The organism is Kitasatospora sp. NPDC056783 (assembly GCF_042789895.1).
GTDB lineage: Bacteria > Actinomycetota > Actinomycetes > Streptomycetales > Streptomycetaceae > Kitasatospora.
Map to the genome: position 1 here is coordinate 1 of NZ_JBHUAF010000064.1, position 23,063 is coordinate 23,063.

The 23,063-nt window shown below is 74.6% G+C and carries 23 protein-coding genes; 15 read left to right on the top strand and 8 right to left on the bottom strand.

The genetic code is table 11. The features are described from left to right. Positions 1-38: 38 nt before the first annotated feature. On the bottom strand, positions 39-1,676 hold the full coding sequence (locus ACFRMQ_RS12800) for an APC family permease (protein WP_380730021.1): 1,638 nt from the start codon (positions 1,674-1,676) through the stop codon (positions 39-41). A gap of 348 nt (positions 1,677-2,024) precedes the next feature. Here ACFRMQ_RS12800 and ACFRMQ_RS12805 point away from each other — a divergent pair, with 348 nt between their 5' ends. After that, positions 2,025-3,623, top strand: a complete 1,599-nt coding sequence (locus tag ACFRMQ_RS12805; protein ID WP_380730023.1) for a TauD/TfdA family dioxygenase — start codon at positions 2,025-2,027, stop codon at positions 3,621-3,623. An 81-nt stretch (positions 3,624-3,704) separates the two neighbouring features. Here the strand turns inward: ACFRMQ_RS12805 and ACFRMQ_RS12810 are convergent, their stop codons facing one another. Then, the gene (locus ACFRMQ_RS12810; protein WP_380730026.1) at positions 3,705-4,505 is read right to left on the bottom strand and encodes a GntR family transcriptional regulator; all 801 of its coding nucleotides are present in this window, start codon (positions 4,503-4,505) and stop codon (positions 3,705-3,707) included. A 338-nt stretch (positions 4,506-4,843) separates the two neighbouring features. On the opposite strand from ACFRMQ_RS12810, the gene ACFRMQ_RS12815 reads away from it, so the two are divergent. The 10 genes from ACFRMQ_RS12815 (at position 4,844) to ACFRMQ_RS12860 (ending at position 13,569) form a co-directional block, all read left to right on the top strand. Beyond that, a complete protein-coding gene (locus ACFRMQ_RS12815) occupies positions 4,844-6,013 on the top strand; it encodes an ABC transporter substrate-binding protein (RefSeq protein WP_380730028.1) in 1,170 nt (389 codons plus the stop codon). A gap of 42 nt (positions 6,014-6,055) precedes the next feature. Then, the gene (locus ACFRMQ_RS12820; RefSeq protein ID WP_380730030.1) at positions 6,056-7,036 is read left to right on the top strand and encodes an ABC transporter permease; all 981 of its coding nucleotides are present in this window, start codon (positions 6,056-6,058) and stop codon (positions 7,034-7,036) included. Continuing rightward, positions 7,024-7,869 (top strand): ABC transporter permease, encoded by an 846-nt coding sequence (locus ACFRMQ_RS12825; RefSeq protein WP_380730032.1) that lies wholly within the window; start codon positions 7,024-7,026, stop codon positions 7,867-7,869. The genes ACFRMQ_RS12820 and ACFRMQ_RS12825 overlap by 13 nt, the downstream gene beginning before the upstream one ends. A gap of 22 nt (positions 7,870-7,891) precedes the next feature. Beyond that, positions 7,892-8,977 carry an ABC transporter ATP-binding protein gene (locus tag ACFRMQ_RS12830; protein WP_380730034.1) on the top strand — a complete coding sequence of 362 codons (1,086 nt, stop codon included), beginning with the start codon at positions 7,892-7,894 and terminating at the stop codon, positions 8,975-8,977. 49 nt (positions 8,978-9,026) lie between these two features. Beyond that, positions 9,027-9,758, top strand: a complete 732-nt coding sequence (locus tag ACFRMQ_RS12835; protein ID WP_380730036.1) for an HAD family hydrolase — start codon at positions 9,027-9,029, stop codon at positions 9,756-9,758. Position 9,759: 1 nt separating this feature from the next. Then, complete coding sequence (locus ACFRMQ_RS12840; RefSeq protein ID WP_380730038.1) at positions 9,760-10,083, top strand: DMT family transporter; 324 nt, start codon at positions 9,760-9,762, stop codon at positions 10,081-10,083. A 298-nt stretch (positions 10,084-10,381) separates the two neighbouring features. Then, positions 10,382-10,678: a hypothetical protein gene (locus ACFRMQ_RS12845; RefSeq protein ID WP_380730040.1), complete on the top strand. Its 297-nt coding sequence runs from the start codon at positions 10,382-10,384 to the stop codon at positions 10,676-10,678. Continuing rightward, entirely contained in the window at positions 10,675-12,003 is a 1,329-nt protein-coding gene (locus tag ACFRMQ_RS12850; RefSeq protein ID WP_380730042.1) for a putative T7SS-secreted protein, read from the top strand. The genes ACFRMQ_RS12845 and ACFRMQ_RS12850 overlap by 4 nt, the downstream gene beginning before the upstream one ends. Then, the gene (locus tag ACFRMQ_RS12855) at positions 11,993-12,679 is read left to right on the top strand and encodes a hypothetical protein (protein ID WP_380730044.1); all 687 of its coding nucleotides are present in this window, start codon (positions 11,993-11,995) and stop codon (positions 12,677-12,679) included. The genes ACFRMQ_RS12850 and ACFRMQ_RS12855 overlap by 11 nt, the downstream gene beginning before the upstream one ends. Continuing rightward, positions 12,676-13,569 (top strand): hypothetical protein, encoded by an 894-nt coding sequence (locus ACFRMQ_RS12860; RefSeq protein ID WP_380730046.1) that lies wholly within the window; start codon positions 12,676-12,678, stop codon positions 13,567-13,569. The genes ACFRMQ_RS12855 and ACFRMQ_RS12860 overlap by 4 nt, the downstream gene beginning before the upstream one ends. A gap of 65 nt (positions 13,570-13,634) precedes the next feature. Here ACFRMQ_RS12860 and ACFRMQ_RS12865 read toward each other — a convergent pair whose 3' ends face one another. The 5 genes from ACFRMQ_RS12865 to ACFRMQ_RS12885 form a co-directional block, all read right to left on the bottom strand. After that, positions 13,635-14,309, bottom strand: a complete 675-nt coding sequence (locus tag ACFRMQ_RS12865; RefSeq protein WP_380730048.1) for a phosphonatase-like hydrolase — start codon at positions 14,307-14,309, stop codon at positions 13,635-13,637. 11 nt (positions 14,310-14,320) lie between these two features. Then, positions 14,321-15,442, bottom strand: a complete 1,122-nt coding sequence (locus ACFRMQ_RS12870) for a TIGR03364 family FAD-dependent oxidoreductase (protein ID WP_380730050.1) — start codon at positions 15,440-15,442, stop codon at positions 14,321-14,323. Positions 15,443-15,548: 106 nt separating this feature from the next. Then, positions 15,549-16,064 carry a pyridoxamine 5'-phosphate oxidase family protein gene (locus ACFRMQ_RS12875; protein WP_380730052.1) on the bottom strand — a complete coding sequence of 172 codons (516 nt, stop codon included), beginning with the start codon at positions 16,062-16,064 and terminating at the stop codon, positions 15,549-15,551. A 150-nt stretch (positions 16,065-16,214) separates the two neighbouring features. Continuing rightward, positions 16,215-16,877, bottom strand: coding sequence for a phosphatase PAP2 family protein (locus ACFRMQ_RS12880; protein WP_380730054.1), 663 nt, complete (start codon positions 16,875-16,877; stop codon positions 16,215-16,217). Next, positions 16,877-17,545, bottom strand: a complete 669-nt coding sequence (locus ACFRMQ_RS12885) for a DedA family protein (protein WP_380730056.1) — start codon at positions 17,543-17,545, stop codon at positions 16,877-16,879. The genes ACFRMQ_RS12880 and ACFRMQ_RS12885 overlap by 1 nt, the downstream gene beginning before the upstream one ends. A 114-nt stretch (positions 17,546-17,659) precedes the next feature. On the opposite strand from ACFRMQ_RS12885, the gene ACFRMQ_RS12890 reads away from it, so the two are divergent. The 3 genes from ACFRMQ_RS12890 to ACFRMQ_RS12900 all read left to right on the top strand — a co-directional run bounded on the left by ACFRMQ_RS12890 (position 17,660) and on the right by ACFRMQ_RS12900 (position 20,959). After that, positions 17,660-18,064, top strand: a complete 405-nt coding sequence (locus ACFRMQ_RS12890) for a BlaI/MecI/CopY family transcriptional regulator (RefSeq protein ID WP_380730058.1) — start codon at positions 17,660-17,662, stop codon at positions 18,062-18,064. Next, positions 18,061-19,287 carry a M48 family metalloprotease gene (locus ACFRMQ_RS12895; RefSeq protein WP_380730060.1) on the top strand — a complete coding sequence of 409 codons (1,227 nt, stop codon included), beginning with the start codon at positions 18,061-18,063 and terminating at the stop codon, positions 19,285-19,287. Before ACFRMQ_RS12890 ends, ACFRMQ_RS12895 begins: the two co-directional genes overlap by 4 nt. Positions 19,288-19,522: 235 nt before the next feature. After that, positions 19,523-20,959, top strand: a complete 1,437-nt coding sequence (locus tag ACFRMQ_RS12900) for a GAF domain-containing protein (RefSeq protein WP_380730062.1) — start codon at positions 19,523-19,525, stop codon at positions 20,957-20,959. 22 nt (positions 20,960-20,981) lie between these two features. Here the strand turns inward: ACFRMQ_RS12900 and ACFRMQ_RS12905 are convergent, their stop codons facing one another. Continuing rightward, complete coding sequence (locus tag ACFRMQ_RS12905; protein ID WP_380730064.1) at positions 20,982-21,482, bottom strand: SsgA family sporulation/cell division regulator; 501 nt, start codon at positions 21,480-21,482, stop codon at positions 20,982-20,984. A 337-nt stretch (positions 21,483-21,819) separates the two neighbouring features. Between ACFRMQ_RS12905 and ACFRMQ_RS12910 the strand changes: the two genes are divergently transcribed. Further along, on the top strand, positions 21,820-23,028 hold the full coding sequence (locus tag ACFRMQ_RS12910) for a hypothetical protein (protein ID WP_380730066.1): 1,209 nt from the start codon (positions 21,820-21,822) through the stop codon (positions 23,026-23,028). Positions 23,029-23,063 lie beyond the last annotated feature (35 nt).

Sequence of the window (23,063 nt, forward strand, 5' to 3'; positions counted from 1 at the left end):
CGGACCTCCTCCGGGGCCGCCGCCGTTCCGACCGCCGCTCAGTGCCCGTTGACGTCCACCACCTCGACGCCCCGGATGTTCCGCTCGATCTCCTCCGCCGGCAGCGCGATCGCCAGCGCCCAGTAGTAGACGACCAGCGAGAACGCCACCACCACGACGATGTCCCACCACAGCGGCAGGTTCCCCCGCGCGCCCGCCCCGAAGCCGCCCTGCCAGGAGATCAGGCCCATCCCGACCAGGTAGACCGGCAGCCACTGCCCGGCCCGGAAGTCCATCCGGGGCGCGTTCGGGACCCCCTTCGAACGGGCGTACCAGGAGTACCCGCCGAGCAGCAGGTAGCCGATCACGATCGCCAGGCCCAGCCGCCACAGGGTGTCCCAGCCGGACCAGTAGATGACCAGGCTCGCCACCACGAAGGCCAGCGGCGAGACCACCGAACCGGCCGGCAGGCGGTACGAGCGCTCCGTCCCCGGCAGCCGCTTGCGCAGCACCCCGAAGGCCAGCGGGGCGCCCGCGTACATCAGCACCACCGCCGAGGTGATGAAGCCGACCAGCCGCTGCCAGCTCGGGAAGGGCAGGAAGCAGATCACCCCGGCCGCCCAGGCGATCAGCAGACCGAGCCAGGGCACCGCGCGCCTGTCGGTGGACTGGAGGGCCTGCGGGGCGTAGCCGTTGCGGCTCAGGCCGTAGGTGACCCGGGAGCTGGAGGTGATGTAGACCAGCCCGGTGCCGGCCGGGGAGATCACCGCGTCGATGAACAGCACGGTGGCCAGCCAGCCCAGGCCGATCAGGGTCGCCAGGCCCGCGAACGGCCCGCTGATCCCGGGGTAGTCGAGCGTGCTCCAGCCCTGGGCGAAGGTCTCCGGCGGCAGCGCTCCGATGAACACCACCTGGAGCATCACGTAGACGATCGTGCCGATCACCACCGAGCCGAGCACGGCGCGCGGGATGTCCCGGCGCGGGTTGCGGCTCTCGCCGGCCCACTGGATGGCCTGCTCGAAGCCGAGCAGCGCGAAGATCACCCCGCTGCTGCTGATCGCCGCCAGCACGCCCTTGGCGCCGTCCGGCGCGAAGCCGTGCACGTCGAAGTTGGAGGTGTGGAACTCGGTGATGCCGAGCGCGAAGATGGTCAGCACCGGGATGGCGACCTTCCACACGGTGGCCGCGCTGTTGGTGTGGGCGAGCAGCCGTACGCCGAGGAAGTTGACCGCGACGAACACTCCGAGCAGGACGGCCGCGACGACGAACCCCCAGGTGGTCAGCGTCAGGTTCTTGTGCAGCAGGCCGTCCGCCCAGCTCCAGTGCTGGGCGTAGTTGATCATCGCCTGTACCTCGATCGGCGCGATGGTCGCGGCCTGGAGCCAGGTGAACCAGCCGAAGGACATCCCGGCGAACCCGCCGAAGGCGTAGTGCGGGTAGCGCGCCGTGCCGCCCGCCACCGGGAACAGCCCGCCCAGTTCGGCGTGCACCAGCGCCAGCAGCACGATCGCCACCGCGCCGATGCCCCAGGACAGCAGCGCCGCCGGCCCGGCCGCCACCACGGCCTTCTGGGCGCCGAACAGCCAGCCGGAGCCGATGATCGCCCCGACCGAGGCCCAGAGCAGTCCGATCACACCGACCTCGCGCCGCAGCCCGGCGTGGCCGGAGGCGGGCGGGCTGGAGGAGGAATGGGACACGGCGGATCGCCTCTCGCAGCAGGAGGAATTCCTCCGACAGTGCCGCAGCCCCGACGCCCGCCCTCCCCGAAACGCCCCGCGCCCCGCACCCCTCACCCGAACGGCCCGCCGGGACCGCCGGGAGGCTCCGGACGGCAGTTCGGCCGTCCCGCGGAACTCGCGGGCGTGGGCGGCGGCGGTGTCGGCGAGGGCGGCGGAGCGAGGTTCGGCCACCGGCTCCCGACACCGTTCCCGCAGCGTTCACCCGCGCGGCACGTGGAACTCACCCAAGGCAGGCAGGCTCCCCGCAAGGACGTGAAGTTGGCTATACAACTTCACGCCAAGATCGCGGAGTCGAGGAGAAGACCGATGACCGAGCTGCCGCCGTACTGGCTGCGCGACAACTGCCCGTGCGCCGAGTGCCGGGACCCGCGCAACGGGCAGAAGCTGTTCCAGATCGCCGACCTGCCCGAAGGCCTGACGGTCACCCGCGGCACCGAGGCCGACGGGCACCTGGAGGTGCTCTGGTCGGACGGCCACCGCTCCCGCTACCCGCTGGAGTGGCTCACCGGGGCGGACGAGGGCGACGGGCGCACCGAGCGGGGCAAGCGGCTCTGGGCGGCGGCGGACTTCGCCGACGGCATCCCGGAGGCCCCCTGGGAGGCGTACCTCGCCGACCCGGCCCGGCGGGCCGCGGTGCTGACCGCCGTACGGCGCGACGGCTTCGCCGTGCTGCGCGGGGTGCCGGCCGTGGAGCGGCAGGTGCTGCGGGTGGCGGAGAGCTTCGGCCACGTCCGGGTCACCAACTACGGCGAGCTGTTCGACGTCCGGGTCGAACCGTCCCCCAACAACCTCGCCTTCACCAGCGCCGCCATCACCCCGCACACCGACAACCCGTACCGGGACCCGGTGCCGACCCTCCAGTTGCTGCACTGCCTGGAGAACTCCGCGACCGGCGGCGACTCGGCCCTGGTGGACGGGTTCCGGGCGGCGGCGGTCCTCCGCGAGGAGGCCCCGGCCGACTTCGGGGTCCTCACCCGCACGCCCGTCCCGTTCGTCTTCCGCGACCGCGGCACCGAACTGCGCGCCGACCGCCCGCTGATCGACGTGGACCCGCTCGGCCGGATCCGCGAGGTGCGCTTCAACAACCGCTCGATCGGCACCCTGCGCCGCGACGACCCGAGCGACCTGGACGCCTTCTACACCGCCTACCGCCGCTTCGCCGCGATCACCCTGCGCCCCGAGCTCCAGCTCGCCTTCCGGCTCGGCCCCGGCGACTGCCTGGTCTTCGACAACACCCGCCTGCTGCACGCCCGGACGGCGTTCCGGCAGGACGGCCACCGCCACCTCCAGGGCTGCTACGCCGACCTCGACGGCCTGCAGAGCACCCTCGCCGTGCTGCGCCGCCACGCCGCCGCCCTGGACGAGATCGCCGCCCTGTTCGCGGGCGAGGGCGCCGGGGAGTACCTGGGCGAGGAGGTCACGATGGCCGAGCACATGCTCCAGGCGGCCGCCGCCGCCGAGGCCGCCGGAGCCGAGGCGCACCTGGTCGCCGCCGCGCTGCTGCACGACGTCGGCCACTTCTTCGACGGTCAGGGCCACGGGTCCCGGCACGGACAGGACCTGATGGAGGGTCAGGACAACCGGCACAGCGACACCGGGGCCGACTGGCTGGCCCGCTGGTTCGGCCCGGAGGTCACCGAGCCGGTCCGGCTGCACGTGGCCGCCAAGCGCTACCTGTGCGCGGTCGAGCCCGGGTACCGGCAGCGGCTCTCCGCGGCCTCCGAGTACACCCTGGGCGTCCAGGGTGGCCCGATGGACGAGCGCCGGGCCGCCGCCTTCGCCGAACTCCCGGGCGCGCGAGACGCGGTGGCGGTGCGGCGCTGGGACGAGCTGGCCAAGGTGGCCGGCGCCCCGGCCCCGGGCTTCGAGCACTACCGCCCGCTGCTCGCCGCACTGATGCGCTGACGCACCGACGCACCGACGCGTGGTGCGGTACCGCGCCGGCACCAGGAGGGGGACGGTGGAGCGGCGACGCCTCCCGCAGGGTCAGTCCATCTCCCGCGCGTGCCGCGAAAGCGCCGACGTGGCCAGGGAGTTGTGCACGCTGAACGCCACCGTCCCGGGCAGGTAGCGGTCCTGGGACCACTCCACCGGCGTGCCCGTCGGGTCGGTCGTGCGCCGCCGCTCGCGCAGCAGCGGACCGCCCCGGCGGCAGCCGAGCAGCCGGGCGTCCTCGGCGTTGGCCACGACGACGTCGATGGTGTGGTCGGCGTCGGTGAACAGGATGCCGTGCTCGCGCAGCACTTCGGTGTGCGAGACCACGTCCGGCGGCAGTTCGGCGACGATCTCGCCGACCCGCGGCGGGTAGACGGTGCGCTCGACCATCACCGGCGCGCCGGACAGCGTCCGCAGCCGGACGATGACGTACACCTCGGCGCCCGGCTCCAGGCGCAGTTGCTCGCGTTCGGCGGCGTCGGCCGGGCGGCGCACCAGCGAGTCCAGGATGCCGCCGGGCTCCTCGCCCATCGAGTACGCCCAGTGGGTGAAGCTGAGCAGTTCGGAGAAGCTCTGCACCCGGGCTCCGCCCAGCACCACCCGGCGGGTGCCGCGGCGGGAGGTGACCAGTCCGTCCGAGCGCAGCACCGCGAGCGCCTGGCGGACGGTGCCGCGGGAGACGCCGTACTGCTCGGCCAGGGCGCCTTCCGCGGGCAGCCGGCCGGCCTCGCCGAACGCACCGGTGGTGATGGCCTCGCGCAGGTCGGCGGCCACCTTGCGGTACAGGGCGCCGGACGCGGGTTCGGCGGGGCGCTGCTGCTCGGCCACGGGGCGCTCGGATCCAAGTGCCACGTCAGTCAAGTTCCCTCCTGGGGCGGTGTCCTGCGCAGCCGTACCGGCGCGGACAGCCCGACCTTATCCCGCTGCGCCCTCGAAGCATCGCACCGAACGGATTGAGCTCGGATGGCCGGATTCCACCGTTCCCGCACCCGACCCCGGTTCTGGGCCGTCCGTTCACCTTCCCGTCACCGGGTTCCGGCGTACTTACTGCCGTCAGCGAAGTTGGCTAGTCAACTCGGACGACGTCGAACGGCCGCTCACCCGGCCGCCCGCCGCCCTTCGCGAGACGCAAGCCCGCGGAACCCCCCGCGGACGCCCTCGCAGTACGTTCCTCAACAGGAGACCTCCCCGTGACCGTGCACCGCGCCCGCGCCGCCGCCTACGCGGCCGTCCTGACCGCCGCCGCGCTCTCCCTCACCGCCTGCGGCTCCGCCGGGTCGAGCGCCAAGTCCGGCGACACCGCCAAGGGCGGCGTCAAGGACGCCAAGACGGCCACCTCCGTCGCCGACTTCGGCGGGATGGACGGCCTGGTAGCCGCCGCCAAGAAGGAGGGCAAGCTGCACGTCATCACGCTGCCCCGGGACTGGGCGAACTACGGCAAGATCATCGACAGCTTCAAGGCCAAGTACGGCATCGAGGTCGAGGAGGAGAACCCGGACGGCTCCAGCCAGGACGAGATCAACGCGATCAACTCCCGCAAGGGCCAGGACCGCGCCCCCGACGTGGTCGACCTGGGCAGCGCCTTCGCCCTCCAGGCGGTCAAGGACGGCATCCTCGCCCCCTACAAGGTGAGCACCTTCGACAAGGTGCCGGACACCATGAAGGACGCGAACGGCGCCGCCGTCAACGACTACGGCGGCTACGTCTCGATCGGCTGCGACGCCAAGAAGATCGCCAACTGCCCGCAGACCTTCGCCGACCTGCTCAAGCCGGAGTACAAGGGCCAGGTCGCCCTCAACGGCAACCCGACCAAGTCCGGCTCCGCGTTCGGCGGCGTCTACGCGGCCGCGCTCGCCAACGGCGGTTCGCTGGACAACATCCAGCCCGGCATCGACTTCTTCGGCAAGCTGAAGGCGTCCGGCAACTTCAACCCGGTCGAGTCGACCCCGGCCACCGTCGAGAAGGGCGAGACCCCGATCTCGATCGACTGGTCCTACCTGAACGCCGGCTACACCGACGAGTTCAAGGGCAAGGGCGTCGACTGGAAGGTCTCCATCCCGGTCGACGGCTCCTACGCCCAGTTCTACAACCAGGCCATCAACAAGTGGGCCCCGCACCCGGCGGCCGCCCGGCTGTGGCAGGAGTACCTGTTCAGCACCGAGGGCCAGAACCTCTTCCTCGGCGGCTACGCCACCCCGTCCACCTTCGAGGCCCTGAAGAAGGACGGCTCCCTGGACGCCGCCGCGGCCGCCAAGCTGCCGGCCGTCGAGAAGCCGTTCACCACCTTCCCGACCGTGGACCAGATCAACGCGGCCAAGAAGGTCGTCACCGAGAACTGGACCAAGGCCATCTCGGGCTGACGCCCCACCACCCACCGCACTACGGGCTGAGAAAAGGCACTCATGACCACGGCTCCCACCCCGGTGCCGACCACCCCCGCCGCCACCTCCCCCGGTGGCGGCGCGGGGGCGTCCGCCACCGCCACGACCACCTCCCCCACCACCACCGCTCCCGTCCCGCGACGACGGCCGCTCGCCCGCCTCGGCGGCGCGTCCTGGCTGGCCGCGGTCCCCCTGCTGCTGTTCTTCCTGATCGGTTTCGGACTGCCCACCGTCGCCATCGTGATCGGCGCGTTCACCACGTCGAGCGACGCCGAGACCGGCGCCGGGCAGTTCACCTTCGACAACCTGACGGACTCCCTCCAGGGCGGCTACCGGACGGCCATGCTGAGCAGCCTCAAGCTGTCCGCGCTGACCGCGCTGCTCGCCACCGCGCTGGGCCTGCCGCTCGCCCAGGCGATCGTCACCTCCCGGCACGGCTGGCTGCGCCAGGCGGTGCTCACCGCCTCCGGCGTCCTCGCCAACTTCGGCGGCCTGCCGCTCGCCTTCGCCTTCGTCGCCACCCTCGGCAACGCCGGTGAGATCACCAAGCTGCTGCACCTCACCGACCACGGCTGGTCGCTGTACTCGTTCACCGGCCTGACGGTCGTCTACCTGTACTTCCTCGTGCCGCTGATGGTGCTCACCATCACCCCGGCGCTGGACGGACTGCGCACCCAGTGGCGCGAGGCGGCCCAGAACAACCGCGCCACCACCCTCCAGTACTGGCTGCACGTCGCCCTGCCGATCCTGCTGCCCTCGCTGCTCGGCGGCTTCGTGCTGCTCTTCGGCAGCGCCTTCGCCGCCTACGCGACGGCCGCCGCCATGGTCGGCGCGACCGTCCCGCTGGTCAGCCGCTCGATCGCGGACGCGCTCTCCGGCAACGTGCTGGTCGGCCAGGGCAACCTCGCCCTCGCCCTCAGCCTCAACATGATCGTCGTGGCCGTCCTGGTGATGGCCGTGTACCTCCCCCTCCAGCGCCGGAGCACCCGATGGCTCAGCTGACCACCCCCGCCCGTCCGGCCCGACGCAACGTGCGCTGGTGGCGCGGTGCCGTCCTGCTGATCGCCGGCGTGTACTTCGTCGTCCCGCTCGCGGCCTCCTTCTGGTTCTCGATCGACGATCCCCAGGGCATCTCCTTCTCGGCCTACACCGGGCTGCTCTCCGCCCCCGGCTTCCTGGACAGCCTCTGGCTGACCCTCGGCCTCGCCGTCGTCACCGTCGTGGTGCTGCTGCTCCTGCTGGTCCCGGCGCTGATCTCGGTCCGGCTCGGCTCGCCGAAGCTGCGCCCGGTGATCGACGTGCTCTGCACCCTGCCGCTGGTCGTCCCGCCGGTCGCCCTGACCGCCGGCCTGATCGGCGTGCTCCGCTGGGGCCCGGACTACCTGATGGACACCCCGTTCTTCCAGACCTTCGTGTTCATCCAGGACCCGGACTTCCCGCTGGTGCTGGTCATCGCCTACGTGCTGATGGCCCTGCCGCTCGCCTACCGCGCCCTGGACGCCGGCCTGCGGTCGATGGACGTGCGCACCCTGGTCGAGGCCGCCCGCAACTGCGGCGCGAGCTGGCCGCGCGCGGTGTTCACCGTCGTCCTGCCGAACCTGCGCGGGGCCCTGCTGAACGCCTCGTTCCTCACCCTGGCCCTGGTGCTCGGCGAGTTCACCACCGCCTCGATCCTCGGTTTCCAGCCCTTCCCGGTCTGGATCTACTCGGTCGGCAACAGCCAGGCCCACATGTCGGTCGCGGTCTCCATCCTGAGCCTGCTGCTCACCTGGCTGCTGCTGCTCCTGCTGGCCACCGCCGGGCGCGAGCGCCACGCCAAGACCGCCACCTCCTGAACCCCACCCGGAGTCACCCATCATGACCACGGCCACCGCCACCGCCACCGGCACCTCGCTCTCCCCCGGCAGCGCCACCGTCGAATTCCGCTCCCTGCGCCGGGCGTTCGGCGCCACCACCGCCCTCGACGGCCTGGACCTGACCGTCCGGCCGGGCGAGCTGCTCGCCCTGCTCGGCCCGTCCGGCTGCGGCAAGACCACCGCGCTGCGCATCCTGGCCGGCTTCGAGCAGCACGACTCCGGCGAGGTGCTGGTCGACGGCCAGGACATCACCGCGATCCCCGCGCACAAGCGCGACGCGGGCATGGTGTTCCAGTCGTACAGCCTCTTCCCGCACCTGACCGCGCTGGACAACGTCGCCTTCGGGCTGCGGATGCGCGGCAACGGGAAGGCCGAACGTCGTTCCCGCGCCCAGGAGTTGCTGGAGCTGGTCGGCCTGCCGCACCGCGCCGACCACTACCCGCACCAGATGTCCGGCGGCCAGCAGCAGCGCATCGCGCTCGCCCGCGCGCTCGCCCTCCAGCCGCGCGTGCTGCTGCTGGACGAGCCGCTGTCCGCGCTGGACGCCAAGGTCCGCCTCCAGCTGCGCGAGGAGATCCGCCGCCTCCAGCAGGAGCTGGGCATCACCACCCTGTTCGTCACCCACGACCAGGAGGAGGCGCTGTCGATGGCCGACCGGGTCGCGGTGCTGCGCGCCGGCCGGCTGGAGCAGTGCGCCACCCCGTCCGAGCTGTACGGCCGGCCGGCCACCGCGTTCGTCGCCGAGTTCGTCGGCACCATGAGCCGCATCCCATGCACCCGGACCTCGGACGGGGTCGAGGTGCTCGGCCGCCGGCACGCGGTGGACGGCGAGGTCCCGGCCGACGGCGAGCTCCAGGTGCTGGTCCGCCCGGAGAACGTCGCCCTGACCCCGGACGAGAACGGCCCGGCCCTGGTGGTCACCGCCTCCTTCCTGGGCGCCGTCACCCGGCTCACCGTCCGCCTGGACGACGGCACCGAGGTCAAGGCCGACCTGCCCACCGAGGCCGCCACCGCGCTGCCGGCCGGCGCGCGGGCCGCGCTCACCCTGCCGGAGCGTCCGGTACTGGTGGACCGCCGCGCCGCCTGAGAACCTCGTACCTCCCCGCTCCACCGGAAGAACCACCGAAGGTACCGCCATGCCTGACACCGCCATGTCCGCGTCCACCGCGCCGGAGGGCCCCTCCTCCGGCTCCCGGCCCGCACTCCCCGCCGCCGTCCTCTTCGACATGGACGGCACCCTGGTCGACACCGAGCAACTGTGGTGGCAGGCCGCCGCCGAACTCGCCGAGGAGCTCCGTCACCCGCTCACCGACCGGGACGCCCCCGAAGTGCTCGGCCAGGCCGTCGAGCACACCGCCGCCCATCTGCACCGGGTCAGCGGAACCGACCTCCGGGAGGCCGAGATCGCCGACCGGCTGAACGAGTCCTTCGCCGGCAAGGTCGCCGCCGAGACGGTACCGCGCCCCGGCGCGCTCGCCCTGCTGGCCTCGCTGCGCGACGCCGGGGTGCCCACCGCGCTGGTCTCCGCCTCCCCGCGCCGGGTGGTCGACCTGGTGCTGTCCGTCATCGGCCGGGACTGGTTCGCCGTCACCCTGGCCGCCGAGGACACCGCGCGCACCAAGCCCGCGCCCGACCCGTACCTCGCCGCCGCCGAGCACCTGGGCCTGGACCCGGCCACCTGCCTCGCCGTCGAGGACACCCCGACCGGGGTCGCCTCCGCCACCGCGGCCGGCTGCGCCGTGCTCGCCGTACCGTCCACCGCGACGCCGATGCCGCGGGGCGAGCGGATCACCCTGCTCGCCAGCCTGGAACTGGCCGACCCCGCGCTGCTCGGGAAGCTCGCCGGCGCCGGCGCGGTTCGACCCTGACATGCCCTATCTCCTGCTCGCCCTCGCCATCGTCAGCGAGGTCTGCGCCACCAGCTGCCTCAAGCTCACCGAGGGGTTCACCCGGCTCTGGCCGAGCGTCGGCGTCGCCATCGGCTACGTGCTCTCCTTCGTGCTGCTCGGCCGGGCGCTCAAGCACATACCGGTCTCGGTCGCGTACGCGGTCTGGTCCGGGGCCGGCACGGCGGCGGTCGCCGGGATCGGGGTGGTCGCCTTCGGCGAGTCGCTCGGGCGCCTCCAGTGGCTGGGGATCGCGCTGGTGATCGTCGGGGTGGTCGTGCTCAACCTCAAGGGCGGCCATTCCTGACGGTTCGTCACGCTGCGGGGCCGCCCGACTCCCCTGCCGGGCCCCCCGTCGCCACCGCCACCGAACTGTTCGTCACGGCCGTGGTGCGGCTCGTCACCCCGGAGGAGCGCGGATTCCGGCGCTGCCGAGGACCGTCCGCGCCGGTGCGCCCCAGGCCCGGGCCGCCGACGTCGAGAAGGGGTCGACGGCCCGCGGAGGTCCCGTACCGAGCACCCCCGGGGCCCGGCGACGGCGATCACCGGCCCGTCCGCCGGGGCTATGCTCGCCCGGTCCGACATTCGACGCATCGGGGGCCGAAATGGCCGATTTCAAGGTCGGTACCGAATTCCTCGCCACGTTGGCACAGGACCTCAAGGGCTGTGGCGACGAACTGGAGCAGGGCCTCAAGGCCTTCGAGGCGGCAGGCCACACCGGCACCGGCTACGACTTCCTGGACGAGGCCTGCGGGCACTTCAAGGACAAGTGGCAGTTCGGTCTGAAGAAGGTCCGCGAGTGCGTCAAGGCCCTGGACGAGGGCCTGGAGCGGGTGCGGGAGAACTACGACGGCACCGAGCAGAGCATCGTCGAGGTCCTCGCCCCGGCGGGGCGGTCGTGAGCGTCCCCGCGCCGGCGGCGCCCGACTGGTCCGGTCTCGGCTTCGACCCCGCCCCCGGCGACTCCGGCGCCGTCACCACGCTCAGCAACGGCCTGCGCCGAGTGGGCCAGCACCTGAGCGGCGTGCACACCGCGCTGTCCCGGATCACCGCCGGCGAGGGCGAGTGGACGGGCGAGGCGGCCAGGAAGTTCTCCGAGCGGTTCGGCGAACTGCCCGGCTACCTCCAGGACGCCTCCGAGTCGATCACCGCCGCCTACACGGCACTCGACGTCTGGTACCAGGCGCTGACCGAACACCAGCCCAAGGCCGCCGAGTTGGCCGCCGCCGCGGTCACCGCGAAGAAGAAGCGGGACGAGGCCGACCGGGCGCACGGCGCCGCCGCCGCCAGCCCCGACCTCCGGCCGGCCGACCGCTACTCCTCCGACGACGCCGGCCTGGCCGCAGCCGAGAAGCGCTACACCGCCGCGAAGAGCCACCTGGACTCGGCCGCCGAACTGCTCGACAGCGCCACGACCGAGCTGGAGGGCCTCCGGAAGCAGGCCCACGAGCTCGCCGGGACCCACCGGTCGGACGCCGGGAAGACGGCCGAGGCCGTCCGCAAGGCCGCCGACGGCAAGGCCCCGCCGGAGCCGGGCATGCTCGGCAGGATCGGCGACTGGTTCAAGGACCACGGCGCCGACCTGCTGACCGTGGCGGCCGGCGTCTGCGGCGTCGCGGCGCTCTTCTTCCCCGCGTTCGCGCTGCCCGCGGTCCTCTTCAGCGCCGCCGCCGCGGTCACGCACGGCGCCCAGTACGCCACCAAGGGCCGGTTGTGGCCGCCGCAGCGGAACATCGGCAACTGGCTGGCCCTCGGTGGCGACGTCCTCGGCGCGATCCCCGGTGTCGGCGTCGCGGCCAAGGGCGTGACCGCCGCCCGGGAGGCGGTCGCCGCCGGCGAGGGCGTGCGCGGCGTGGTCGCCGCCGGATCCACCGAGGTCCGCGCCGCCTCCCGCGCGATCGACCCGGCCAATCCGCTCTTCACCAAGGGGATCGAGAAACCGGCAAGGTACCTCGGCGTCTCCGAATCCGCCGCCATGGACATCGCCGACGGCGTCCAGGCGGCCACCACCACCGGGCTCGCCGTGCCCACCGCGTACGGGCTCACCCAGGACGACCCGAGCGACGCCCTCACCAGCGGGATCAACTACACCACCGGCGGCAACAACCTCATCGGCTCGGCGGGCATGGTCGGCGGCGGAGGCAGGGCCAACGTCCTCGTCGGCAGCGTGTCCACCGTCGGCAACCTGCTCGGTGTGGGCGGATGGATGGCCGGCCATGGCCGTTGAGACCACCGGGGCCGCCGCCCCGCCGCTCTGGCTCGACCTCCCGGCCGGCTTCACCGCCATCGACCTGGACGAGGACCCCGGCGACCGGATGGCCCGCGCGGCCGAACAGCTCGACGCGCTCTTCCCCGACACCGGGGCCGAGCAGAAGCTCGCCGCCGTGATCGCCTCCGAGACCGCGCTCCAGGCCCAGCTGCGCGAGGGCGCCGTCCACCTGTCCAGCTGCCTGGTCCGGGCCGGGGACGGCGAGCCGGTCCACGGCGTGTTCGCCGTCTTCCTCCGCCCGCAGGACCTCGGTGACCCGGGCGGCTACCCCGCCCGGGTCGCCGCCGAACTGGCCGAGGCCTGGCCGGACGCCGACGTCGGCGTGGTGGAACTGCCGCTCGGCCGCGCCGCCCTGGCCGCCCGCGAACTGACCGTCACCACGCCCGGCGTGGTCTGGGGCGTGGCCGAGCCGTCCGTCGGCACGGTGCGCCAGCTCGAACTGCTGATCCCGCACCCGTGGAGCCCCCACGTGGTCGCGGCCGTCTTCACCACCGAGGACATCGGCCACTGGGACGAGTGGCTGCCGCTGATCGCCACCGCCTACCGGGGCATCTCCCTCCACCCGCCCCGGGACGAGAGCCGCGACGCGCTGCCGCCCGAGCAGTGGGACAAGGTCCGGAAGGCCTTCGGGTGACCGGCACCCACCCCGCCCGGCCGAGGACGGAGCCCCGCCGGGGCTCCGTCCCGCTGACGGCCGCCCTCGCGCTCGCCGCCCCGCTGTCGATCGTCGGCCTCACCGCCGCCTACGGCTCGTACGGCCGGCCCGCCGGCCTGGGCGTCCTGGTGGCCGCCACCGCCGTCCTGTCGGCGGGCCTCGGCCGCCTGGCCGGTACCCGGCGCGGCTGCGTCGCGGTCGTGATCGTCCCGTTCCTGCTGGTCGTCACGGCGGCGGCGGCCAAGAACGTCCGCGACGACCTGGTGCTGGACTCCGGCTCCACGGTGACGGCCCACGTCGTCGACAAGGAACGCACCGGCGGTACCCGCGAGCGGTCCTGGGACTACGCCCTCGCGGCCCCCGACGGCACCCCCGTGCCCGGCGGCCGCCTCGACCAGCGCGAGCCGGAGCTGCGGATCGGCACGGAGGTCACCGTCCGCTACGCCCCCGACGGCACCGCCCGTCCCAGGCCTCCCGAGCGGATCGACCTGGGCACCGACCTCTTCTGGGCCGGCGGCGTCCTGCTCGGCGCCGTCCTCGCGGTGGTCGCCGTCGGTGTCTCCGCCCGGCCCGCCGGCCCCCTGCGCGAGCGTTTCACCGGCTTCGCCCGGTCCGTCCGCACCCGGGCCACCGCACTCGGTGCCGCCCGTACGGCTCTCCTGTGGGGCGCCGTGTCCGCCGGCTGGCTCGCGCTCCTCCTGCTCGCCCGTCACACCGTCGGCGGCCCGCTCACCTCGGGGCTGTTCGTCCTCCACCCGCTCGCCCTCCTCGCCTGCGCCTGCCCCCTCCTCGACAAGCCCACGGCAGGGCCCGCCGCCGCCCTCCTGAGCACCGGCACCGCCTTCCTCCTCCTGGCGCTGTTCCTCTGAGCGTCCGCGGGAACCGCCCGGGGCGGGCACCGTGGTCCGGTGCCCGCCCCGAGGTGTGATCCCGGTCAGCCCAGCAGCGCGGGCAGTTCGGCGATCGAGCCCAGCACGTGGGTGGCGCCGTCGGCGCGCAGCCGGGCCTCGTCGTGGGCGCCGGTGAGGACGCCCGCGACCACCGGGGCGCCGGCCCGGGTGCCGGTCAGCATGTCGTAGCCGGTGTCCCCGGCGACGGCGATCTGCCGGACCGAGTCGGTGCCGGTGCGCAGCAGCGCGGTGAGCACCAGGTCGGGGTACGGGCGGCCGCGGCCGGCCTCGGCGGGGCAGAGGGTGAGGTCGGCGATCGACCGCCAGCCGAGGGCGTCCAGGATGCGGTCCTGGGTGGCCCGGGAGAAACCGGTGGTGAGGACCACCTTGCGGCCCCGGCCGCGCAGTTCGGCGATGACCTCCTCGGCGCCGGGCAGGGCGGCGCAGTGTCCGGCGTCGACCAGGTCGTGGTAGGCGGCCTCGAAGGCCGTGTTGGCCTGCTGGGCCTTCTCCTCCTCGCCGAACAGGTGGCGGAAGACGGAGATCTTGGACTCGCCCATGGTGGCCCGGACGTGGGCCAGCATCGGGTCGAACTCCGGGCTGCCGGCCTCGACGCCGAGCTTCGCGGCGGCGGCGGTGAAGGCCTGCTCGACCAGGCCGTCGTCGGCCACGGTGGTGCCGGCCATGTCGAGCACGACCAGGCGGATGTCGGTAGTCACGGGAGGGTTCCTTACAGGTTCGCGAGGTCGGCGGTGGTCTCGGCGATGGCGGGCGAGCAGGTCATGCCCCGGCCGCCGGGGCCGGTGACCAGCCAGACGCCGTCGCGCACGCGCTCCCGGTGGACGACCCGGGTGGAGTCGAGGCACTGCGCGTACACCCCGGCCCAGCGGCGGCGGACGCGGGGCAGCGGGCGGCCGAGCAGGTCCTCGACGACGCCGACCAGGTGGTCGTACGGGTCCTCGACGACGTCGAAGCCGAACGGCTGGTCGTACTCGTGGGTGTCGCCGATGGTCAGGCCGCCGTCGCGCCGCTGGACCATCAGCAGCTGCATCTTGTGCTCGGCGGCGACCGGCGGCTGCGGCTGGGTCTCGCGCAGCCGGTCCAGGGCGGTGCCGGCGAAGGCGGGGTAGTAGCGGAAGCTGTCGCCGTCGGCGACGGAGGTGGTGAGGGTCTCGCCGAGCGGGTCGGTCTGCATCATCTGGAGCCGGACCCGGCGCACCGGCAGCTCGGGGGCGAGTTCGCGGACCAGTCCGCCGAGCCAGGCGCCGGTGCACAGGACCACCAGGTCGCCGGTGTGGACGTCACCGTGGTCGTCGCGGACGGCGTTCTCGCCGACCACCTCGCGCACCTCGCGCCCGGGCAGGAAGGTGTACCGGCCGGTGGACTCCAGGTACCGGCGCAGCGCGGGCTGGGCGGTGCGGGGCTCGACGGCGGCGTCGCGCTCGCACCACAGGGCGCCGAGCAGTTCGCCGCGCAGGGCCGGGTTGGCGGCGCGGGTCTCGTCCGGGTCGAGCAGCTTGTAGCCGCGGGCGGCGGCGTCGGGCAGGGTCAGGGCCTGCTCGGCGACCGCGAGTTCGGCTTCGGTGCGGATCGCGGTGAGCGATCCGTTGGCCCGGAAGCCGAGGTCGGGGACGCGGGCGCCGATGGACTCCCACAGTTCCCGGGCCCGCAGCGCGGTGTCCAGTTCCTCGCCCTGCGCCCGGCCGCTGACCCAGACCAGGCCGAAGTTGCGCACCGAGGCACCGCGCGCCTCGGTCTCGCGCTCCAGGTGGACGACCTCGTGGCCGCGCTCGACTGCCTGCCAGGCGTGCATGGTGCCCAGCACGCCCGCTCCTACGACGATGACTCTCATGCGTCCAGGCTGGTGCGCCCAGGTGTCCGAGGGGCGTCGCGGTACCGTCCCACAGATGAACCACCCGGGAAGTTGTACAGACAACCCATGGGGTCGAGGGGCGCGTTCAGGAGCGCAGCACCCGCGCCCGCAGGTAGTTGCGCCGCCCGAAGTTCGGCTCGTCCACCGCCGTCAGCTCCTCCACCTGGAAGCGGTACAGCGCCGCCGCCCCGCCCCCGGTGAGGAACTGCCGCCGGGAGTCCTCGTCCCGCGCGAAGGCCGGGTACCGCCCCTGGTACGCGGCGAGCGCCGCCTCGGCCTGCCGCCCCCAGGCCTCGCTCGCGCCGCCGGTCAGCTGGAGGCCGCGCAGCTGCTCGCCGAAGACCGGCGGCGGCAGGAAGACGGTGGCGGCGGCCCGGGCCTCCTCGGCCAGGTGGTGGCTGTGCCGGGTGGAGCGCTCGCTGACGAAGTAGAGGACGAGGTCGTCGTCGTACGCGAAGAAGGCCAGGTTGGCGTGCGGTCCGTACTCGTGGCCGGCGGTGGCGAGGGTGAGCACCATGGCCTCCGCCAGCAGCCCCTCGACGCCCTTGTGCGGTACGTCGCCCGGCCAGTCCCCCTGCGTGATGTCGAGTCGGTACGGCATTCGGCACTCCCTCCGCTGGCACGCCCGGCGCCCTCGCGCCCGAGCACGACTGAGCCGGGCGGGCGCCTCCCTCGGGAGGCCCCACGCCCGGCTCACATGCTCCACCCGCCGTCCGAAACCGGACAAGGGGCGGCCGCCCGGAAATCCGTGCTACCGCGCCCGGTGCGACGCGTACCCGCCGGTCGCCACCGGCAGCGAGCCGGGGCCCAGCAGCGGGCGCAGCGCGCTCGACCGCATCCGGTCCACCAGCGGCCCGCAGCGCGCGACCAGCGGCGCCGGCAGCAGCGCGACCAGGATGCCCACCAGCGCGCCGACCGCCACGTCGTGCGGGTAGTGCACGCCGACCCAGACCCGGGAGGCGGCCATCAGCGCGGCGAAGACGGTGGCGACGACGCCGAGCCGCCGGCTGACGAACCAGAGCGAGATCGCCGCGGCGAAGGCGATCACCGAGTGGTTGCTCGGGAAGGACCAGTCGCCGGTGCCCGGGCAGGCCTCCAGCGAGACGCTGCCGGGGATCTGGGCGCACGGCCGGAGTTCCTCGACCGCGCCCTTGAACACCGAGTTGACGGCGTAGGCGACGACCACGATCACCGGCGAGGCCAGCACCTTGGCCATCGTCACCGAGTCCGCGCCGCGCGCCCGCCACCAGGCGTAGAGCATGAAGACCGCGAACAGGCCGAGGCCGATCGCGGACCAGACCTTGATCAGCTCGTCCAGCCAGTGCGGGGCCGACTGCGCCCAGCCGTTGACCCGGGTGTACAGGCTGCCGTCGATGCCGCTGCCGTCGTACACGGCGAGCGCCCGGGAGGACATCACACGTCACCTCCATGACGCCGCGCCGAACGGGCGCGGAACAGTTCGAGAACAATGGGGAGCACGGAGACAACTACTACCAGACCGATGATCGGCAGCAGGTACTGGTCGATGCCGGGGACGGACGACCCGAGCCCGTACCCGGCGAGCACCACGCCGACCGTCCAGACCGCGCCGCCGATCACCTGCCAGAGGGTGAACGAGCGGACGGGCACGTCGAGTACGCCGCAGAGCGGATTCAGCACCGTTCGGACCACCGGGATGAACCGGGCGAGCACGATCGCCTTGCCGTGGCCGTACTTGGCCAGCAGCTCCTCGGCCCGCGCGACGCCCTCCAGCAGGCTCCTGCGGCCGCTGCGGCGCAGCAGCGCCCGGCCGCCGCGCCGGCCGATGAGGTAGCCGACCTGGGCCCCGACCAGCGCGCCGGCCAGGGCGGCGGGCAGCACCTGCCACAGCTCCAGCTGCGGGCCCTTGGTGGCGCCGGGCACGCAGAGCAGTCCGGCGGTGAACAGCAGCGAGTCGCCGGGCAGGAAGAAGCCCACCAGCAGACCGGTCTCGGCGAACAGCACCACGGCGATGCCGAGCGCGCCGAACGCGGCGAGCAGTGAGGACGCGTCCAGCGGGTTCAGCGCGAGGTGAACGGCCGGATCGGCGAGGAACTGGAGCAAGGCCTACGGACCTCCCGTACGTTGGAGGGCGGTTCGCACCGGACCCGCCCGGACCGTCTACAGTTGCGTAGACGGTCTACATGACTGTAGACGAAACTTGGAGGAAGCGCCGCCATGCCCGACGTACCGTCCGCCCGCCGGCCCGCCGGGGAGCTGGAGGCCGAGGTACTGGCCGCCCTCTGGTCGGCCCGGCAGCCGATGACTCCGCAGGACGTCCAGGCCGCGCTCGGCGGGGACCTCGCCCGCACCACCATCGCGACGATCCTGGCCCGGCTGTTCGACAAGGGGACGGTCGAGCGCACCCGGGCCGGGCGCGCCTACGCCTACACCCCGACCGTCCAGGACACCGCCGGGCTCGCCGCCCGCCGGATGCACACCGAGCTCGGCCGCGAGGCCGACCGCTCCACCGTCCTGGCCCGCTTCGTCTCCGACCTCTCCGCCGAGGACGAGCAGCTGCTGCGCGACCTGCTCGGCGACGGCACCCCGGGGGCGGGCCTGCCCGGAGCGGCGGACCGATGATGCTCGCCGTCTGGGTCCCGCTCCTGCTGCCCTTCCTGGCCGCCCCGCTGGCCCGCCGCCTCGCCGAGGCGCTGGCGCCCCGGGCCGCCGCCTGGATGCTGGCCGGCACCGCCGCCGTCCTGGCCGGCGGCACCCTCTGCTCGCTCGGCCTGCTGGCCGCCGCCGGCCTGCTCCAGCTCCCGCCGGTCGCCGCCTTCGGCCACCTCTCGTTGCCCTGGCTCACCGCGGCCGCGCCCGACGCCCCGTTCGCGGCCGCCCTGGCCGCCCTGGCGCTCCTCGCGCTCGGCGCGCTGGCGGTGCGCACCGCGCGCCGGCGGACGCGGGAGCTGCGCACCGCCCGGGCCGCGCTCCCGGCCGAGCCGACGGCTCCGTTCCCGGCCCGCGACCGCCGCGCGGAGCCCGCGGCCACCCGCGCCCCGGACCACGCCGAAGGTCACGCCGAGGACCGTGCCGCAAACCGTCCCGAGGCCCGTCACGCGGACCGTCACGCAGACCGGACCGGCGCCCGCCGGGTCCACCGCGCCCCCTCCCCCGCCCGGCATCCGGACATGCGCCCCCCACACGCCTCCGTGCGCCGGACGCGCCCCACGGACCGGCTGGCCGGCCTGCTGCGGCCCGTCGACCACCCCCTCACCGTCCTGGACGACGAACGCGCCGACGCCTTCGCCCTGCCCGGCCGGCTGGGCCGCCCCGGACGCCCCGGCGAGCCCGGCCGGATCGTGGTCACCTCCGGCATGCTGCGCGCCCTCGGCGGCCCCGAGCGCGCCGCGCTGCTCGCCCACGAACGGGCCCACCTGACCGCCCGCCACCACGTGTTCCTCGCCCTCGCCGAGCACGCCGCCGGCATCCACCCGGCCCTGCGCCCGCTGCGCGCGCCGCTCGGCTACCACCTGGAGCGCTGGGCCGACGAGGTCGCGGCGGCCCGGGTCGGCGACCGCGCCGTGACCGCCCGCGCGGTCGGCCGGGCCGCCCTGGCCGCGAGCCGCGCCCCCTGGCCGGCCCGCCCCCGGACGGTCGCCGCCGCCCACTCCGGCCCGGTCCCGCGCCGGGTCGCCGCCCTGCTCCAGCCCCGTCCGGCCGCCGCCTCCGGCACCTGGCTGCGGGCCGCCGCCGTGGCCCTGGCCGCCTGCCTGGCACTCAGCACCGGTGCCGCCCTGGAGGCCACCGCCGACCTGCACCACACCGTGGAGGCCGCCCAGCAGGGGCCCGACGCCCAGCGCTGACCCGCCCGCCCGCACCGGACCGGACCGGACCGGCCGGGACGCCCTCTCCCGGCCCCCGGATTCCCTCCCCCCGACCGTCCGCCGGAGGACACCCCGCCCCGGACCCCGCCCCGCATCCGTACCGTCCGGTATGCCGACTTGCCCGACCCCGTCCCCAGCGGCGCATCACACCCGTACGCTTTCGTCAGCGCGTCGGCCCCGGCGCGCCCTCGAACGGCGGCGAGGAGCGGTGCGAGTGCGGCAGACCGGACGGCAGTCCCGACGGCCGGAGCGCCGCACCCCGCCGAACGCCGCGGAACTGGCCAGGGTCCACGACCGCACCCTGGCCGACGCCGCCGCCCGCGAACTGGCCGCCCCCGCCCTCGGCGAGGAGGACGGCGGCCCCGGCCCGCTCGACCCCCGCCCCGAGATCGGCGACTCCTGGGCCCGGCTGCGCCGCCTGGGCCTCGACCCCGACACCGGCGCCGCCACCGCCCTGCTGAACCCCGGCGAAATAGAACAGCGCCGTCGCACCAGCGGGCTCGACTCCGTCATGCCGGTGCTCCGCGAGACCCTGCTGGAGGCGGGCGGCACGGCTCCGCTGCTGCTGGCCGTCGCCGACGCCGAGGGCCACGTGCTCTGGCAGGAGGGCGAGCGCGGCCTGCGCCGCAGCGCCGACCGGATCGGTTTCATCACCGGCGCCCGCTGGACCGAGGAGAGCGTCGGCACCAACGGCATAGCGGTCGCGCTGCGCGTCCGGCGCCCGATGCACGTCCACTCCGCCGAGCACTACCTGCGCAGCCACCACTCCTGGAGCTGCGTGGCCGCCCCGATCCGCGACCCCGGCACCGGCCGGCTGGTCGGCGCCATCAACCTGAGCGGCCCGGCGCACAACGTCCGCCCGTACCTGCTCCAGCTCACCTCCACCGCCGCCCGGCTCGCCGAGACCGAACTGCGCGCCCACCGGTTGGAGGCGCTGCACCAGCTGCGCGCCCTGGCCGCCCCGCTGCTGGCCCGGGTCGGCGGCCCGGCCCTGGTGGTGGACGCGGCCGGCTGGACGGCCGCCGCGGCCGGGCTGCCGCCGCCCAACCGGGTGCGGGTGCCCAGCGAGGGCTGGACCCCGGCCGCCGTGCACTGGGTGCCCGGGCTCGGCGAGTGCGCGCTGGAACCGCTCGCCGACGGCTGGCTGGTGCGCCCGGTCCGGGCCCCGATCCAGGACGGCTCCGGCACGGTGACCGCCGAACAGGCCGAGGGGGCCCGGCTCCGGCTCGACCTGCGCCGCCCGGACCGCCCCGAGCTGTCCGTCCGGGGCGTCGCCGACAGCTGGTCGCACCCGCTCAGCCCGCGCCACGCCGAACTGCTGCTGCTGCTCGCCACCGGTCGCGAGGGCAGCACCGCCGCCCAGCTCGCCGAGGCGCTGTTCGGCGACGCGGGCCGGACGGTGACGGTCCGCGCCGAGCTGTCCCGGCTGCGCCGCTACCTGGGCGGACTGCTGGCCCACCGGCCGTACCGCATCACCGAGTCGGTGCTGGTCACCGTGGACGGCCCGGACGACCCGTACGACCTGCTGCCCACCTCCTCGGCCCCGGCCGTCCGGCGGCTGCGCGCCGAGCTCGCCGCAGGAACGATCCGGCTGCCCGGCTCACCGCCCCGGCGGCCGTTGCGCGCGCCCGGGGAACGGGACCGCCGCTGACACCAGGTCCGCCGGCGCGGCCTCAGCCGCTCGCGAGCAGGGCGGCCAGTTCGGCGTCGGTGGGCCCGCAGCCGCGCTCCCGCTCCTCGGAGACCAGCGCGTAGGTGCGGTCCAGCCAGGCCTGCACCCGCGGCCTGGAGGCCTCCAGCAGCGCGCTGCCGTGCGGGGATTCGAGCGCCAGGTGCAGCGTCGAGCCGTGGCACGGGCAGTAGGCCGGCCACAGCTTGACGTCGCCCTGGCCGCTCAGCGCGTGCAGGCCGTCGCGCAGCAGCTCGCGCGAGAACACCCAGTCGGCCTCGTCCGGCCGCCCCAGATGGAAGGTCAGCAGCACCTCGTACGGGCGCGCGGCGTCGAACCGGAACCGGGTGCGCACATCGCCGACCATCTCCTCGCCCAGCGAGATGCGCAGCGTCAGCACCTCCTCCACCGCCGCCGGAGCGGCGGTGGAGCCGTCCCCATCGCCGCCCGTGGGGGTGGCGGCGAGGGGTGCACTGGAGGCTGCTGGCAGCGGGTCGGACGGCATGACGGTCTCTCCGGGACGGCGTGGGATGCCCTCAGCCTGCGCCACCGCCGACCGGCCGGGCAAGGGTTGCAAGGAGGTTGCAATAATCCCCTTCCGGGGCAACCACCCCTTACCACGCTTGTCAGACTGAACGTCAACTTCCGTACATCGAAGGGGTGTCCACGAAGTGGATGGCAGCTGACCACGATGCGGTCACCCGCTGGTACGCTCTCCCCCTCCCCCGCGCGGGCCCGCGGCGGAACGGCCCACGACCACCCTCGACGGCCGGATCGGGCCCCGTCGACGGCACGTGGGAGAATACGGCGACGCGACGGCGGCTTCGGGGAGGAGGGGTCCGGTGGCTGTGCGCGAGGACACCGCGCGGGACGTGCGGCACGAACCCGCACCACACGGTCGGCACGGTCGTCCGCGACCGTTCGGCGGCTGGTTCCGGCTGCCCACCGTGCGCTTCTCCGGCGCCGCGATGGCGATGTCCACCGTGGTCGGCATCAGCATCGCCACCACCCTGCTGCTCAACGAACAGCAGGGGATCGGCCGCCGGGACGGCGTCGCCCGGGTCGGCACCACCCCGCCGCCCACGCCGGGCGCCGGCGACCAGGCCGAGGCGGTCTCGGCACAGACCCCGGCCGGCGGCGCCTCACCGTCCGGGCACCCCATCGCGGGCCGCCCCTCGCCGAGCCCGTCCGCCCACCTCTCGGCCGCCGAGACGGCGACGGCCGCCCCGCCCGCGCACCGCACCGCGGCCCCGGCCGGACCCCTGACCGGCGGCCAGGCATCGACCGGCCAGGACGCGCCGCACTCCGGCACCCTGCTCTCCGGCACCGAGCCGGACGGCCGGACCCCGAGCGACCCCTCGTTCTCGCCCTCCCCCACCGCCGCGGCCACGACCGACGCCGCCACCGCCACCGCGACGCCGCACCCGCCCGGCGCGCGGCCCGTCAAGCCCGGCCACCCGGCGCCGTCGCCCTCCGCGCCCGACCCGGACGGCGTCGACGGCGTCGACGGCGCGGGCGCCCCGGACCCGGACTCGCTGCCCGGCGACCCGGTTCCGGACTCCCCGGCCGGCCCCTCGGACTCCCCGGACTCCCCGGACGCCGACCGCGCGCTGTGCGGCACCGCGGTGGCCTCCCCGCTCGGCCGGGCCGGCCTGCGGCACCGGCTCACCCTCGACGTGACCGAGCGGGTCACCGCGTTCCAGGCCGAACTCCGGCTCACCCCCGCCGAGTTGGCACCGGGCACCGGCACCGTCTGGACCGATCTGCCGGACGCCGTGATGACCGCCCAGCAGGAGCGCGGCGCCCTCGTCCACCGCTTCACCACCCCGCCCGGCGCCGACGTCCGGCCCGGCCATTACACCTTCGCCGTACGCGGTGCCCGTCCGGCCGCCGAGCCGTCCGCCGGGGCGCGCAGGGCGGCCCCGGCGGAGAGCTGGAGCGTCTCCGCCTTCGCCCTCGACCGCCCCCGGGCGGTCGCCGCGCTCGGCGGCTTCGGCCACGCAGCGGCGCCGACCGCCACCACGGCCGCCCCCTCGCCCACGACGCGCTGACCGGCCGGCGGTCGTTCGTCGAGCCGTTCCTTCCA